Here is a 13828-nt window from a genome sequence, read left to right as displayed (position 1 = left end):
AGGTCCCGCACGTGGCAGGCTTTGCCGGTGAGCTCTCCCGTCGACGTCGATCTGGTGCTGGTGGGCGGGGGTGGCGCGGCCTCACTCGTGCTGGCCGCGCTCGGCCGGAAAAAACTTGGGGGCGTACGGGTGGCGGTGGTCGACCCCGTGCTCAAGCGCGGCCAGGACAGGACATGGGCGTTCTGGGGGCCGCCCGGGACGGCGCTCGACCCGCTGCTCAGCGCCGCCTGGGACGACGTCGACGTGGTGACCCCGGCCGGGCGCCGCGTGCTGTCGTTGCAGCCGCTGCGCTACGCGATGCTGCGGTCGGCGCCGCTGTACGAGCTGGCCGCCCGCACCGAAGCTGTCCGGGTCACCGCGGCGGCCGGCTCGGTGACCGACGACGGCGAGCGGGTTGTCGTGGCCGGCGAGGACGGGACTCCCCTCGTACGGGCATCGTGGGCTCTTGATTCTCGCCCGCGACCGCCGCGCCGGGCCGGGCGCACCAACTGGCTGCAGCATTTCCGGGGCTGGTGGCTCGAGGCGGACCGTCCGGTGTTCGATGCCGGGCGGGCCGTGCTGATGGACTTCCGTACGCCGCAACCCGCGCGCGGCGTGTCGTTCGGGTACGTGCTGCCCGTCAGCGACCGGTTCGCGCTGGTCGAGTACACCGAGTTCTCACCCGCCCGGCTCGCCTCGCCCGCGTACGACCGGGCGTTGCGCGGCTACTGCGACCTGCTCGGGCTCAACGTCGCCGAGATGCGCGTCCGGGAGGTCGAGGACGGCGTGATCCCGATGACCGACGGCCCGTTCGAGCCGCGGCCCTCCCCGCGCGTCATCCGGCTCGGCACGGCGGGCGGCGCCACCCGGCCGTCGACCGGCTTCACCTTCTCGGCGATGCTGCGCCAGGCCGACCAGATCGCGGGGGCCCTCGCCGCGGGGCAGCCGCCCGTGCCCGCGCCGCCCTACCCGGCGCGGCATCTGTGGATGGACGCCGTGCAGCTGCGCGCCCTGGACCGCGGGCTGGTCGACGGGGTGGCGTTCTTCGACCGGCTGTTCGACCGCAACCCGGCGTCGCTGGTGCTGCGTTTCCTCGACGGGACCACCAGTGTGGCGGAGGACCTCAGGCTGATGTCCTCCACCCCGCTGCTGCCGATGATGCGCGCCGCCGCCGGGGACGCTATTGCCCGGCTGCGGTGACGTCCAGGATCACCTTGCCGACCGCGTTGTTCTGCACCGCCGCGTGCGCGTCCGCGGCGGCCTCCAGCGGGAAACGGATCAGCGGCAAGCCGTGCTCCTCGCCCACGGGCAACGCGCCCTCGTCCGCCGCTGCCGCAACGTCCTCGGCCGCCGCGAGGAGGACCCGCTTGCCGACCGTGTAGAGCACCAGGAACTGGAACCGGGCTCGGGTGTCTCCCGGTCGACGAGCCGCAGCACCTCCGGGGCGCCCTTGCCGCTGTAGATGATCGCCTTCATGCCGTCCATAATCGCTGGCCCGCGGCACAGGTGCGCTGTTAGCGTGCCCACTGCCGGGCGGTCACCGCGTGCCTGTCCGGGCGTTTGCCGGTCATCGGACGGGACGGACCCTTGTACATCAGCTGAGACATTCACCGCGCTCGAGTAGACACGCGTTATGCGGTTCCAGGACCCTCTCCGCGTGCCAGGTTGCTGCGACCCTTCACCGGCCTTCGAGACCCGGGTCCATGCCCCGGGCTCGTCCCTGCCCTGATCGTGTTTCGCGTGCCGGGCTGCTGCGAACCTTCGCCGCCTTCATCGTGTTCGCGTGCCGGGCTGTCGTGATTGGTCGCTGCGCTGATCGTGGTTCGCGTGGCGGGCTGCCGCGGTTCGTTCCGTCCTGACCGTCTCCCCGTGCCGATCTCGTGCGTACCGACGTCCCGCACCGACCAGGCGAGTGCGGCGTGCCGTAGTGACACCCGGCCGCCCCTCGCTCCACCGTCGTGCGCGGACACCTCCCGCGGAGCGTCGACTCCGCCCGGAATGTCGCAGCAGATCGGTATCACCACCGTTGACCACCCATTTCGCGCAGTGGCTCGTGTCCCCGACCAGGCTCCCGCTCATCCGCCGTCGGTGCCTGCGTTGCCCATCGACCCGTTTCGAAGCGCACGGCAAGTTCCGTATCAACGCCAACCACAAACTCCTCGACGTCTGGCTGCTCGCCCTGTGCGCGGGCTGCGGCACGACCGTCAAACTGACCGTCCTGGAGCGGGCAAACGTCCGCGCCATCACCCCGCCGCTGCTGGACCGCTTCCACAGCAACGACACAACCCTCGCCGCCGAACTCCTGACCGACCCGTCCCTGCAACGCCGCAACGGCGTAACCCTGGATTGGACCGATGCCTGGACCCTCCGGAAGTCAACGGCCACCACGCCCGGGACGGTTGACGGGTCTCAGGTGGTCGCCGGGCCAGGGGCGGTTGGCGGGTCTTGGGTGGTCGCCGAGCCGGGAGCGGCCGCTTGTCCCGATGCCGGCGGCGGGGCCAGGCCACCGATGACGCTCGCCACGTCGGTCTGTTTCGCTCAGCCGATTCCGCTCAGAGTGACGGCGTTGCTGGCGGTCGGCTTGGGAATCTCCGGCTCCGAGGCCAGCAGACTCATCGCGGGCGGCGCCCTCTGGTCCACCCACCGCCTGACCGGCCGAACATCCACCAACTTCCACTTCTTTATACGGACATAGGAGTCATGTCGCACTCGGGAGCAGCCACCGCCTCCCCCACCCGCCCAAGGGCAGACCGGCGGGGGTGACCCTACGTCATGTCAAGCCCGGCGACCGGAGTTGTCCACAGGAGCGTGACTGCTCGCCGCCACTGTGGACAACTCCGGGCCGCACCACTCGTCCCCGTACGGCGGGAGGTTTGCCGGCCGCCGCGGGACCGGAACCGCGGCGGCCGAGTCGTTGGGCCGGGGAGCCGGCGCAGTGGCGCCGCCGAGCCTGGTCTCACTTCAGGCGTCGTACCACGGCGACGGCTCCGGCCTTGGCCAGCACCGCGACCCCGGCAACCGTGGCCGCCAGCCCGAACAGCGGAAACGCGGCCGACACCCCGAACGCGATCACATGTTTCCTGGTCATGTCTCAAGCACACCGCACACCCCGTACGCGGTGGCAGGGGAGAAGACCCCGTACGTCCGGGACCAAAGACCCGAAGGGCCGAAGCGAGGCGACCGGGGTGGCGAGTTCGCATGAAAATGCGTTGTGGTGCATAATCTAACCCGTGACCAAGGTTCTGTCTTCTCTCCCGGTCGGCGAACGGGTCGGCATCGCGTTCTCCGGTGGCCTCGACACGTCGGTAGCGGTCGCGTGGATGCGGGAAAAGGGCGCCGTGCCCTGCGCCTACACCGCCGAGATCGGCCAGTACGACGAGCCCGACGTGACCTCGGTGCCCGAGCGCGCCATCGCGTACGGCGCCGAGCTGGGCCGCCTCGTCGACTGCCGGTCGGCCCTCGTCGAGGAGGGGCTTGCCGCCCTGGCCTGCGGCGCCTTCCACATCCGGTCGGGCGGCCGCACCTACTTCAACACCACGCCCCTGGGCCGCGCCGTCACCGGCACCCTGCTCGTGCGGGCCATGCTGGAAGACCGGGTGCAGATCTGGGGTGACGGCTCGACGTTCAAGGGCAACGACATCGAGCGCTTCTACCGCTACGGGCTGCTCGCCAACCCGTCGCTGCGCATCTACAAGCCGTGGCTCGACAAGGACTTCGTCACCGAGCTCGGCGGGCGCAAGGAGATGAGCGAGTGGCTGCTCGCCCGCGACCTGCCCTACCGCGACTCCACCGAGAAGGCGTATTCGACCGACGCCAACATCTGGGGCGCCACCCACGAGGCCAAGTCCCTCGAACATCTCGACAACGGCATCGAGCTGGTCGACCCGATCATGGGTGTCCGGTTCTGGGATCCCGAGGTGCACATCGCCACCGAGGACGTGACGATCGGCTTCGCCGAGGGCCGCCCGGTCACGGTCAACGGCAAGGAGTTCGGCTCCGCGGTCGACCTGGTGCTCGAGGTCAACGCGATCGGCGGCCGCCACGGCCTGGGCATGTCCGACCAGATCGAGAACCGGATCATCGAGGCCAAGAGCCGCGGCATCTACGAGGCGCCCGGCATGGCGCTGCTGCACATCGCGTACGAGCGGCTGGTCAACGCCATCCACAACGAGGACACGGTCACCAGCTACCACAACGACGGCCGCAAGCTGGGCCGGCTCATGTACGAGGGGCGCTGGCTCGACCCGCAGGCGCTCATGCTGCGCGAGGCCCTGCAGCGCTGGGTCGGCAACGCGGTCACCGGCGAGGTCACGCTGCGCCTGCGCCGCGGCGACGACTACTCGGTGCTCAACACGACCGGCCCGGCGTTCAGCTACCACCCCGACAAGCTCTCGATGGAGCGTACGGAGACGCCGGCGTTCGCCCCGGCCGACCGGATCGGCCAGTTGACGATGCGCAACCTCGACATCGCCGACAGCCGGGCCAAGCTCGAGCAGTACGCCCAGCTCGGCATGGTCGGCAGCCCGCAGGGCCTGGTCGGCGCGCTGCCCGCCGGCGGCGCTGAGGAGATCGCCTCGCGGGGCGCGGCCGCTCCCGGCAACGACGACCTGCTCGACCAGGCCGCCATGGAGTCCGGCACCGACTGACCGCTACACGTGGGCGACACCCGCGATCTGCGGGTTGAACGTGACGAAGGGCGAGCGCAGCCGGTACGGCTCGATCTCGGCCCGGGTGAACCCGGCCGCCCGCACCAGGGCGGCCAGGTCACGTTCGCACGAGCACCCCTCGAACGTCCACGCCCACGGCCGGCGCAGGGCCCGCTGCAACGCCCGGGTCGGGGTGCCGTCCCGGGCGGCGACGTGCTCGACGAAGCGGAACGTGCCACCCGGCCGCAGGACCCGGCGGACCTCGGCCAGCACCCCGGCCGGGTCGCTCACCGTGCACAGCACCAGCGACGAGATCACGACGTCGGCGCTGCCGTCCGGCAAACCCGTGTCCTCGGCCGGCCGCTCCCGCAGATCGAGTTCCACCCCGCGGCGTCCGGCGGCCGCCCGCAACGGCCGGTGCATGGCCGGGTTCGGCTCGATCGCCACCAGCGTCGACCCCGGTTCCAGGTAGCGCAGGTTCGCGCCGACGCCGGAGCCGAGCTCCACGACCGTACGGGGAAGCCCCGCGAACACCCGTCGTTTGCGATGCCGCACGTGGAACTCGATGTAGGGCCCCATCACCCGGAAGAACGCGGCGTTGAACGCTCCCCGCCCGCGGTGCGCCTCGAAAACGGTCATGCCCTCATCGTGGACCGCCGCCGGGGGCCGGGTCAGGCGGGGAAATACCCCACTGTGCGGTGAACCAGGCCGCGATCTGGGCCCGCGACCGGAACCCCAGGCGTAACCGGATCCGCTCGACGTGCCCCTCGGCAGAGCGCTCGTCGATGCCCAGACGCGCCGCGATCTCGCGGTTGGTGCACCCGTGACTGATCAGCTCGGCCACCTCACGCTGCCGCGCGGTGAGCCCGTCGGCACGGCGCCGGGCGACAGGCAACCCGAGGAAGCGGCGAACCACCCGGACGAGTTGGTCATGGTCACCCGCGTACGGCAAATGGGACCGTCCCGGCAGGAGCGCCGGCTCGGCGTTCGTGATGCCCTCGGCCAGCGCGCGGGCCTGCGCCACCGGAGCGGCCCGGTCCCCGGTGCGGTGAACCACCAGCGTCGGCGCTGTCACGTGCGGCAGATGCGGGCTGACGTCGAGGTCGTAGCTGAGGGCCAGCAACGCCCGCGCGGTCGCCGCGCTCGAACACGCGCGCTGATAACGACCGTGCTCGGCCCGCATCGCCCGGTCCGCATCCGGGGCGAAGATGTCGGTCAGCACGTTCGACCCGAGACCCCAGTGCGCCTCGATCAGCCCCAGGACATTTTCCCGTACGGATTCAGTCGCCAGCTCGGCCCCACGGACCCACCCGCCGTAGAGCACCAGCCGCCGTACGGTTTCGGGACGCGTGGCCGCCCACGCCACCGCCACGGGAGCCCCCATCGACGTCCCCATCAGGTCGAACGGCTCGCCGATCGTCGCCGTCACCGCGTCGAGCTGCTCGAGTTCGTACGCGAGCGACGGCGTCCTGGCCGGACCCGCCGAGAGCCCGCACCCCGCCCGGTCGTACCGCACCAGCCGTGCCCCCCGGGACAGGGCCTCGTAGAACCCGCGCTCGGCAGCCGATTCCCAGCTCAGCTCGAGGTGCGAGAGCCATCCCATCACATAGACGAGCGGCCGCCCGGCCCCGGCCGACGCGTACGCCACCGTGGTGCCGTCGGCGAGCCGCACCCGTCCGAGCCGCTGCCGCATCCCGCGATTGTCGCAAAGAGAAACGCCGCCCGGGATGAGCCCGGGCGGCGTCGGTTGTGCGGTCGGACGGTCAGACGAGGCCGTTCTCGGTCAGCCAGCCCTTGGCCACCGCGGGGGTGTCCTGCTTGTCGACCTGCACCTTGGCCAGCGTGGCGGTCAGGTTCTCGGTCGTCAGCTTGGCCGACACCGCGTTCAGGGCCCCGGTCACCGTCGGGTTGTTGGCCGAGCTGCGGATCAGCGGGATGATGTTCTCGGCCAGGTACAGGTTCTTGGTGTCCTCGAGCACGACGAACTTGTTGACCGTGATCGACGAGTCGGTCGAGAAGATGTTGCCGACCTGGATCTGGTTCTTGATCAGGGCGTTCACGGTCAGCGGGCCACCGGCGTCGAGCGGCTTGAACTCCTTGAACTCGATGCCGTACAGCTCCTTGAGGCCCTTGAGACCCTGGTAGCGCTCCTGCCATTCGGGGCCGGCGCCGATCACGAGGTCCTTGGCGACGGGCTTGAGGTCGTCGATCGTCTTGAGGTTGTACTTGGACGCCGTCTCCGCGGTCACGGTGAGCGTGTCCTTGTCCTCGGCGGCCGACTGCTCCAGCACCTCGGTGCCGGACGGCAGCACCTTCTTGAGGGCGCCCAGCACGTCCTCCGGCTTGCTCACACCCTCGGGCGCGCCGCCCTGCGAAAGCGCCGCGAGCAGGGCGCCGTTGTACTCGGGGAGCAGGTCGATCGAGCCGTCCTGCAACGCCTTGAGGTACAGCTCACGGGCGCCGATGTTGAACTGCCGCTTGACCGTGACGCCCTTGGCCTCGAGGGCCTGGGCGTAGATCTCGGCCAGCAGCTCGCTCTCGGCGAAGTTGGCCGAGCCGATCGTGATGGTGCCGGGAGCGGAGCTGGCACCCGAGTTGTCGTCGGCCAGCGGGTCGTCGCCGGAACCGCACGCGGTCAGCGTCACGGCCATGGCGACGGCGGCGCCCACCGCGCTGAGTCGCTTGAAGAGTTTCATGAGGGACCTTTCACTTGGATGCCCGGAGCCCGGGCGAGACGATCCAGCGCTGCGCGAGCGCCAGGACCAGGTCGAGCAGGACAGCCAGCACCGCGACGACAATGGCGCCGGCCAGCACTCGGGAGTAGTCGTTGACGGCCAGGCCGTCGATCAGCAGGCGGCCGAGGCCACCGAGGCCGACCGCGGCGGCCACTGTCGCGGTCGCCACCACCTGCAGGGCGGCGCTGCGGAAACCGCTCATCAGCACGGGCAGCGCCATCGGCAGCTCCACCCGGAACAGCACCTGCAGGGGCCGCATGCCGACACCCCGCGCGGCGTCCACCACCCGCTGGTCGAGGGTGCGCAGACCCGCGTACGCGGACGTCAGGATCGGCGGGATCACCAGCACCGTGAGCGCGATCAGCACCGGCAGCAGTCCCAGGCCGAGCAGGGTCACCATCAGCATGAGCAGGCCCAGCGTGGGCAGCGACCGGCCGGCGTTGCCGGCGTTGATGGCGATGAACGAGCCGCGGCCGGTGTGCCCGATGTAGAGCCCCACCGGCAGCGCGATGACAGTGCCGAGCGCCAGCGCGAGCAGCACGTACCACAGGTGGGACAGGATCAGCTGCGGGATGCTGCCGGACGAGAAGTCCCAGTGCGCCGGGTCGAACAGGTAGGTGAGGTTCACGCCCGGCCTCCCTGCACGCGGGTCCACGGCGTGACCGCCCGCTGGATCAGCACGATGATCAGGTCGGCGATGCCGGCCAGCAGCACCGACAGGATGATGCCGACCAGGATCGGCTCGATGTAGAACAGCTGGAAGCCGCGGGTGAACAGCTGCCCGAGACCGCCGATGCCGATCAGGGCGCCGACGCTGACCAGGCTGATGTTGCTGACCGTGGCGACCCGCAGGCCGGCCAGGATGACCGGCAGCGCGACGGGCAGTTCGACGTCGAAGAGCCGGCGCGTACGGCGATAACCCATGGCTGTGGCGGACTCGGTGACCAGACTGTCGACGGAGCGAAGGCCGTCGGCCACCGTACGGGCCATGAGCGCGACGGTGTAGATGGTGAGCGCGACCACGATGTTCAGTGGCGACAGGATCTTTGTGCCGAGCACCACGGGCAGGAAGACGAACAACGCCAGCGACGGGATCGAGTAGAGCACGCCGGCCACGTTGATCAGGGGATGGTAGAGCCAGGGGAACCGTACGCCGAGGTAGCCGATGGGCAGCGCGATCAGGAAGCCGAGCAGCACGGGGATCAGCGCGAGCGCGATGTGCTGGCGCAGCGCGGCCAGCACGGTGTCGGAGTTGTTCGACAGGTAAGTGATCATGAGCTGCGTCGTGCCGCCAGGTAGTCGGCCAGGTCGTGGTGGGGCACGACGCCGTCGGCCTTGCCCTCCTCGTTGACGCGCACGGCGATGCCGACCGGGGAGCTGATCGCCAGGTCGGTCACCAGCCGCAGCGAGTCGGCCGAGGTGAATGTGCCGCCGGTCGGGGCGACCCGGCCCGACTCCAGGATCCAGCCCGTCGGCCGGCCCGCGTCGTCGAGCGCCAGCGTGCCCGGCAGGTCGGCGACCGGCAGATCGGCGGCCGTGGTGAAGGACAGGCTGCGGATGCCGCGGTCACGTCCGACGAACTCGGCCACGAAGTCGTCGGCGGGGGCGGTGAGCAGCTCCTCGGGGGTGCCGACCTGGGCCAGCTTGCCACCCTGACGGAAGATCGCCACCACGTCGCCGAGCTTGATCGCCTCGTCGATGTCGTGCGTCACCATGGCGATCGTCTTGCCGAGGTCTTGCTGCAGCCGCAGGAACTCGCGGTGCAGGCCCTCGCGTACGACCGGGTCGACCGCGCTGAACGGCTCGTCCATGAGCATGATGGGCGGGTCGGCGGCGAGCGCCCGGGCCACGCCGACCCGCTGCTGCTGGCCGCCGGAGAGCTGCGCCGGGTACCGCTTGGCGAACTCCTCGGACAGGCCGACCCGTTCGAGCAGGCCCAGCGCCGCCTTGCGGGCCTCGCGGCGGGTCTTGCCCAGCAGCACCGGCACGGTGGCGACGTTGTCGAGGACCGTACGGTGCGGGAACAGCCCCGCGTGCTGGATCACATAGCCCATGCCGCGGCGCAGCAGGGCCTCGTCCTTACCCGCGATGTCGTCGCCGTCGATCAGGACGCGGCCCGATGTGGGGCTGATCATACGGTTGATCATGCGAAGGCTGGTGGTCTTGCCGCAGCCGGACGGGCCGACCAGGACCGTCATCTTCCCGGTCGGCAGTTCGAGCGACACGTGGTCGACCGCGGTGCTGCCGCCCGGATAGACCTTCACGACGTCGTCGAATGTGATCATGGCGCTCCTGCGGCGAACGGAAGATGAATATGGCTATTCATGCTTCAGGGGTAGTGAATAGAATGTCAACGGCCTCGGGGCGGCCTTTACGGTTCGGTAACACGTGTCATAGGTGGCGCCATGCAGGCAGAACGGCTCGACGGGGCGAACCTGACGATCAGTGGTCTCGTGGCCATCGCTTCCGGTCGATGTGGGGTCGAGGTCGAGGCGGCCGCCCTGCGTCGGGTCGGGGAAAGTAACGCGCTGTTGCAGCACGCCCGGGCGCACGGCGCAGTCTACGGGGCGAACACCGGGGTCGGCGCCAACAGGCACGAGCGCGCCAACGACGAGGAGCGCGGGCTGCGCCTGCTCCGCAGCCATTGTGCCGCGGTCGGACCGGTCGAGGACGACGTCACGGCGCGCGCGGCCATGACCGTACGGCTCAATCAGATCCTCGCCGGAGGCTCCGGCATCTCACCACGGGTGGCCGAGGCTCTGGCCGAGGCGCTGCGCGACGGCGCCGTGCCGACCCTCCACTCGTGGGGCGCCATCGGCACGGCCGACTTGGCCGCCCTGGCCGAGCTGGGGCTGACCCTGGCCGGCGAACGGCCCTGGCAGAACGGCAAGGGCCCGACCACCACCATCGACGCCACCGACGCGCTCCCGCTGATCAGCTCGAGCGCGCTCACCGTGGGGACGGCCGCGCTGGCGCTGCAACGGATGCAGAGCCAGCTGCGCGCGTCCGTGGTGGTGGCCGCGCTGAGCTTCCTGGCGCTGCGGGGCAACCCGGAGGCGTACGACATCGCGGTCCACCGCAACCGGGCGCATCCCGGCCAGGTCGAGGTCGCGCGGCTGATGAGCCGGCTCGTGGCGGGGGCGGCCGCGCCGGTCCGCATCCAGGACCCGTTCGGCCTGCGCGTGCTGCCGCAGGTCACGGCCCCGGCCATCCACGCCGCCCGGACACTCGACGACGTGCTCACCGGCGAGATCAACGCGGCCGTCGAGAACCCGCTCGTGACCCCCGAGGGTGTTCTTCACCACGGTCAGTTCCACACGGCGACGCTGGCCTCCGGGCTCGACGCCGCCCGCGGCGCGTTCCTGCCGGTGTTGTCGCTGTCGACCGCGCGGCTCGGGCTGCTGATGCGCCCCGACCTGACCGGCCTGCGCGCGTTCCTGGCGTCCGGGCCGGCGGGCAGCTCCGGCCTGATGATCAGCGAGTACGTCGTGCAGGACCTGCTCACCGAGATCCGTGTCGGCATGACCCCGACCGCGGCCGGCACCCTGAGCATCTCGCTCGGGCTGGAGGAACACGCCAGCTTCGCCACCCAGGGCGCCCGGTCGCTGCGGACGATGACCCAGCTCGCTCCCACGCTGCTCGCGGCCGAGCTGGTGGCGGCCGTACGGGCTCTGCGGATGGCCCCCGGCCGGCTCACCGTCGGGCCGTTGCGCGACGCGTACGAGATGGCCGACGAGGCGCTCGACCCGTCCGAGGACGACCGGCCGCTCGGCATCGACCTGGAGCGGGGCGCCGGCCTGCTGCCACGGCTCGGCGCCGTGCTCGACTACTCCTCGATGGGCCTGACCGCGTAGGCCGCCTCCCTACTCGTCGATGGGCCTGAGCTCGTCCGCGTAACTCACTGCTTTACGGCGCAGCACCCCCGACGGGCTGATCGAATACTGACCCATGCGCCACAGCGGCGGCGAGTACGCGTGCAGCGACACCGACCCGTCGACCGCGCCGCCCATCCGGTGGATGTGGTCGGGCCCGAACGCGAACGACCGGCCCGCCTCGACCACCCGGGTCACCGGCTCGCCACCCATGCGCGGGGTGGCCTCGGTGACCGCGCCCCGGGTCACCGCGACCGCGCCCGACGACGTGTCGTGGTCGTGCCAGCCGGTGTCGTCGGCGACGTTCCAGCACAGCACCCAGACGTCCACGTCGCTGTCGCGGTGAAGCGACGCGTAGTGCCGGCGGCCCGTGTCGTGCCTGACCAGGTGTTCCCACAGCTCGGGCCGCCCGGCCAGCTCGGTCACCCAGTTCTTCAGCTCGTGCGGTTGGAGAACCCGACCGGGCAGGGCCGGCAGAACGGTCATCGCGCTTCTCCTGTCAGGAAGTGGTGGGGGTTGGCGGTGAACAGGGCATGGGCGAAGGCCGCGCCCAGGTCCGGGTCGGTGGCTTCCGCGTACGGGCGGTCCGAACCGGACACCAGCGGGTCCACACCGACCACGCGGATCAGGGCGTCGATCGCGCGGGTGCCGTAGGAAGAGGTCTCGTAGAACACGTTGCGGTCGAGCGCGCCGAGTTTGCCCCCGCGCGCGGCCAGGCGTTCGTGGTGCAGCGGGGCCAGACCGGCCAGCGCGACAAACCCGATGCGCACGTCCTTGCGGCCCGCCACGTGCCACGCCAGCCAGGCCTGGTGCAGCTGCGACACGTACGGGACCAGGGCCGGCCACCACGCGGGCAGGCCCGGACCGCACGCGGGGGCCGGGCCGGGGTGAACGAGCACCGGCTTGTCCGCCTTGACGGCCTCGTCGAGCAGCGGCCCCACCCGGGCGATGCCCTGCGGGTCGGCGAGCGCGGTGGCCGGCAGCTGCAGCCCGGCGACCCGCTCCTCCCGCAGCGCCTTGGCCAGCGCGTCCGGATCGGGTTCGCGCACCCCGGCGGCGGCCCAGACGTGGAACGGCTCGCCCAGCTCGAGCGCGCTCTCATGCCAGATGTCGATCAGCTCGGCCCCGTCATGGGCGGGCAGGTGCTCGATGCCGAGCGGGCTGGAGAGCGAGATCAAGACCCGGTCGGCGGGCTCGGTGGCCCGGCGCAGCTCGACGTCGTGATCGCGGGGATCGACCTCGTACGGGTCCTCGCCCTCCAGGTGCAGCGTCCAGCCCCGCAGATACGGGTGCGTCCGCCGCCGGCGCAGCGCCTCGACCAGCCGCGCCGGCCACAGATGCTGATGGCAGTCCACCAACATCGCCCCAGCTTGCGAGGAGGGAAGCGCTTCACTCATGAGAGAAGTGAAGCGCTTAACTCGCCAGTTCGCAAGACGGTCTCAGCCGCCGGACCGTTACCCCCGTCGCGCACCTCGACACCGAGGCGACGTTCCAGCACAACTCGGCGGCCGTTCTGGACGCCTCACCGCAGCGTGAACCGGGCGGTGGAGCGGCGGTGTTACATTCGGCCGATGTCACGGCAGCAGGGGCGGCGGACCCTGCAGGACCTGGCGACCGCCGCGGGGCTGTCGCTCGCCGCCACCTCGTACGCGTTACGGGGGCTGCGCGGGTCGGAGGCCACGATCCTGCGGGTGCGGCAGCTGGCCGACGAGATGGGTTACACCGTCGACCCGATCGCACGGGCGCTGGCCAGCGGGCGTACGGGGTGGGTCGGGGTCTCCGGCTCCCTGCGTGACCTGTGGCAGCAGGACTTCTCGGTGCTGCTCACCCGGGCCCTGCGGCGCGGAGGGCGGTTCGCGACGATAGCGGACGCGGACGCCGACCCGGAGCTGGAACGCCGCATCGTCGAGCAGTTCGCGGCGCAGCGTGTCGAGGGGGCGCTGGTCTCGCCGGTCGACCCCACCGCCGACTACTGGCAGCTGCTCGGGCCTGAGGTCAACGTGGTGTCCATCGGGGACGCGCTGACCAACCGGCCCGGTTCCGGCAGCGTGCTCTTCGACAACGCGTACGGGGTCAGGACCGCCCTCGCCCACCTGGCCGAGCTGGGACATCGCCGGGTCGGGCTGCTCGTGCCCGCTCTGCCGTCGACCCCCGGGCGCCCGGCGCAGCTGCTCGCGCCCGAGATCGCCGACGCGCTCGGCATCGACCTGGTGGCCATCGCGGCGCCGGCGGCCACGGCCGAGGCTGTCGAGGTCGTCTCGGACCTGCTGGCCGGCTCGGCCCGGCCGACCGGGGTGTTCTGCCTCAGCGACTCGCTGGCGTTCGCGGTCTACCGTGCCGCCCGCGACGAGGGCCTGCGCATCCCCGAGGACCTGTCCGTGGTCGGCTACGACGACCATCAGCTGGCGGTTCTGGTCGAGCCGGGCCTCACCACCATGGCGTGGGACGAGGACGCCATCGTCGAGGCCGCGGTGAACCAGCTGGAGAACCCCGGCGGGATCCCGCTGTTCCGCCCGGACCTGGTCGTCCGCGGCTCCACCAGCGCGGTCTGAACCCGTTTACCGCCGCCGGGCTACCACCGACGGGCGCGGCTCCT

15 protein-coding genes are annotated in these 13828 nt (G+C 71.1%); 5 read left to right on the top strand and 10 right to left on the bottom strand.

Annotated elements, in window-relative coordinates:
- Positions 1–21 precede the first annotated feature (21 nt).
- Positions 22–1179: a lycopene cyclase family protein gene (locus tag C8E87_RS40015; protein ID WP_133879247.1), complete on the top strand. Its 1158-nt coding sequence runs from the start codon at positions 22–24 to the stop codon at positions 1177–1179.
- On the opposite strand, the gene C8E87_RS40010 is transcribed toward C8E87_RS40015, so the two are convergent.
- Entirely contained in the window at positions 1160–1366 is a 207-nt protein-coding gene (locus tag C8E87_RS40010; RefSeq protein ID WP_203720535.1) for a hypothetical protein, read from the bottom strand. The two genes, C8E87_RS40015 and C8E87_RS40010, sit on opposite strands and share 20 nt — an antisense overlap.
- A 639-nt stretch (positions 1367–2005) precedes the next feature.
- On the opposite strand from C8E87_RS40010, the gene C8E87_RS40005 reads away from it, so the two are divergent.
- Positions 2006–2674 carry a DUF1062 domain-containing protein gene (locus C8E87_RS40005; RefSeq protein ID WP_133878548.1) on the top strand — a complete coding sequence of 223 codons (669 nt, stop codon included), beginning with the start codon at positions 2006–2008 and terminating at the stop codon, positions 2672–2674.
- Between the two features lie 261 nt (positions 2675–2935).
- Here C8E87_RS40005 and C8E87_RS46570 read toward each other — a convergent pair whose 3' ends face one another.
- Positions 2936–3067 carry a hypothetical protein gene (locus tag C8E87_RS46570; protein ID WP_275409014.1) on the bottom strand — a complete coding sequence of 44 codons (132 nt, stop codon included), beginning with the start codon at positions 3065–3067 and terminating at the stop codon, positions 2936–2938.
- 142 nt (positions 3068–3209) lie between these two features.
- Here C8E87_RS46570 and argG point away from each other — a divergent pair, with 142 nt between their 5' ends.
- Positions 3210–4625 (top strand): argininosuccinate synthase, encoded by a 1416-nt coding sequence (argG, locus tag C8E87_RS40000; protein WP_133878547.1) that lies wholly within the window; start codon positions 3210–3212, stop codon positions 4623–4625.
- 3 nt (positions 4626–4628) lie between these two features.
- Here the strand turns inward: argG and C8E87_RS39995 are convergent, their stop codons facing one another.
- The 6 genes from C8E87_RS39995 to C8E87_RS39970 all read right to left on the bottom strand — a co-directional run bounded on the left by C8E87_RS39995 (position 4629) and on the right by C8E87_RS39970 (position 9645).
- Positions 4629–5264, bottom strand: a complete 636-nt coding sequence (locus tag C8E87_RS39995; protein ID WP_133878546.1) for a class I SAM-dependent methyltransferase — start codon at positions 5262–5264, stop codon at positions 4629–4631.
- Positions 5265–5268: 4 nt separating this feature from the next.
- Positions 5269–6318 (bottom strand): alpha/beta fold hydrolase, encoded by a 1050-nt coding sequence (locus C8E87_RS39990; protein WP_133878545.1) that lies wholly within the window; start codon positions 6316–6318, stop codon positions 5269–5271.
- 70 nt (positions 6319–6388) lie between these two features.
- Complete coding sequence (locus C8E87_RS39985) at positions 6389–7321, bottom strand: ABC transporter substrate-binding protein (RefSeq protein ID WP_133878544.1); 933 nt, start codon at positions 7319–7321, stop codon at positions 6389–6391.
- A 10-nt stretch (positions 7322–7331) separates the two neighbouring features.
- Positions 7332–7988, bottom strand: a complete 657-nt coding sequence (locus C8E87_RS39980) for an ABC transporter permease (RefSeq protein ID WP_133878543.1) — start codon at positions 7986–7988, stop codon at positions 7332–7334.
- Positions 7985–8635, bottom strand: coding sequence for an ABC transporter permease (locus C8E87_RS39975; RefSeq protein WP_133878542.1), 651 nt, complete (start codon positions 8633–8635; stop codon positions 7985–7987). Before C8E87_RS39975 ends, C8E87_RS39980 begins: the two co-directional genes overlap by 4 nt.
- Positions 8632–9645, bottom strand: coding sequence for an ABC transporter ATP-binding protein (locus C8E87_RS39970; RefSeq protein WP_133878541.1), 1014 nt, complete (start codon positions 9643–9645; stop codon positions 8632–8634). Before C8E87_RS39970 ends, C8E87_RS39975 begins: the two co-directional genes overlap by 4 nt.
- 120 nt (positions 9646–9765) lie before the next feature.
- Between C8E87_RS39970 and C8E87_RS39965 the strand changes: the two genes are divergently transcribed.
- A complete protein-coding gene (locus C8E87_RS39965) occupies positions 9766–11214 on the top strand; it encodes an aromatic amino acid ammonia-lyase (RefSeq protein ID WP_133878540.1) in 1449 nt (482 codons plus the stop codon).
- Positions 11215–11223: 9 nt separating this feature from the next.
- On the opposite strand, the gene C8E87_RS39960 is transcribed toward C8E87_RS39965, so the two are convergent.
- Together C8E87_RS39960 and C8E87_RS39955 are read right to left on the bottom strand one after the other, a co-directional pair.
- Positions 11224–11718 (bottom strand): cysteine dioxygenase, encoded by a 495-nt coding sequence (locus tag C8E87_RS39960; RefSeq protein ID WP_133878539.1) that lies wholly within the window; start codon positions 11716–11718, stop codon positions 11224–11226.
- Positions 11715–12593 carry an amidohydrolase family protein gene (locus tag C8E87_RS39955; RefSeq protein ID WP_133878538.1) on the bottom strand — a complete coding sequence of 293 codons (879 nt, stop codon included), beginning with the start codon at positions 12591–12593 and terminating at the stop codon, positions 11715–11717. Before C8E87_RS39955 ends, C8E87_RS39960 begins: the two co-directional genes overlap by 4 nt.
- 210 nt (positions 12594–12803) lie before the next feature.
- Here C8E87_RS39955 and C8E87_RS39950 point away from each other — a divergent pair, with 210 nt between their 5' ends.
- Positions 12804–13784 carry a LacI family DNA-binding transcriptional regulator gene (locus C8E87_RS39950; protein WP_133878537.1) on the top strand — a complete coding sequence of 327 codons (981 nt, stop codon included), beginning with the start codon at positions 12804–12806 and terminating at the stop codon, positions 13782–13784.
- The last annotated feature ends 44 nt before the right edge of the window (positions 13785–13828 follow it).

This window comes from Paractinoplanes brasiliensis, assembly GCF_004362215.1.
Taxonomy (GTDB): domain Bacteria; phylum Actinomycetota; class Actinomycetes; order Mycobacteriales; family Micromonosporaceae; genus Actinoplanes; species Actinoplanes brasiliensis.
The sequence above is the reverse complement of the archived record's forward strand: the minus strand, read 5'-3'. Positions and strand labels throughout refer to the sequence as shown.

Bases quoted from the DNA above. Each gene is read 5' to 3' on its own strand.
- C8E87_RS39995 (WP_133878546.1), bottom strand. From the start codon at position 5,264: ATGACCGTTTTCGAGGCGCACCGCGGGCGGGGAGCGTTCAACGCCGCG.
- C8E87_RS39975 (WP_133878542.1), bottom strand. From the start codon at position 8,635: ATGATCACTTACCTGTCGAACAACTCCGACACCGTGCTGGCCGCGCTG.
- C8E87_RS39985 (WP_133878544.1), bottom strand. From the start codon at position 7,321: ATGAAACTCTTCAAGCGACTCAGCGCGGTGGGCGCCGCCGTCGCCATG.
- C8E87_RS39955 (WP_133878538.1), bottom strand. From the start codon at position 12,593: ATGTTGGTGGACTGCCATCAGCATCTGTGGCCGGCGCGGCTGGTCGAG.
- C8E87_RS39970 (WP_133878541.1), bottom strand. From the start codon at position 9,645: ATGATCACATTCGACGACGTCGTGAAGGTCTATCCGGGCGGCAGCACC.
- C8E87_RS39960 (WP_133878539.1), bottom strand. From the start codon at position 11,718: ATGACCGTTCTGCCGGCCCTGCCCGGTCGGGTTCTCCAACCGCACGAG.
- C8E87_RS39965 (WP_133878540.1), top strand. From the start codon at position 9,766: ATGCAGGCAGAACGGCTCGACGGGGCGAACCTGACGATCAGTGGTCTC.
- C8E87_RS39950 (WP_133878537.1), top strand. From the start codon at position 12,804: ATGTCACGGCAGCAGGGGCGGCGGACCCTGCAGGACCTGGCGACCGCC.
- C8E87_RS39990 (WP_133878545.1), bottom strand. From the start codon at position 6,318: ATGCGGCAGCGGCTCGGACGGGTGCGGCTCGCCGACGGCACCACGGTG.
- C8E87_RS46570 (WP_275409014.1), bottom strand. From the start codon at position 3,067: ATGACCAGGAAACATGTGATCGCGTTCGGGGTGTCGGCCGCGTTTCCG.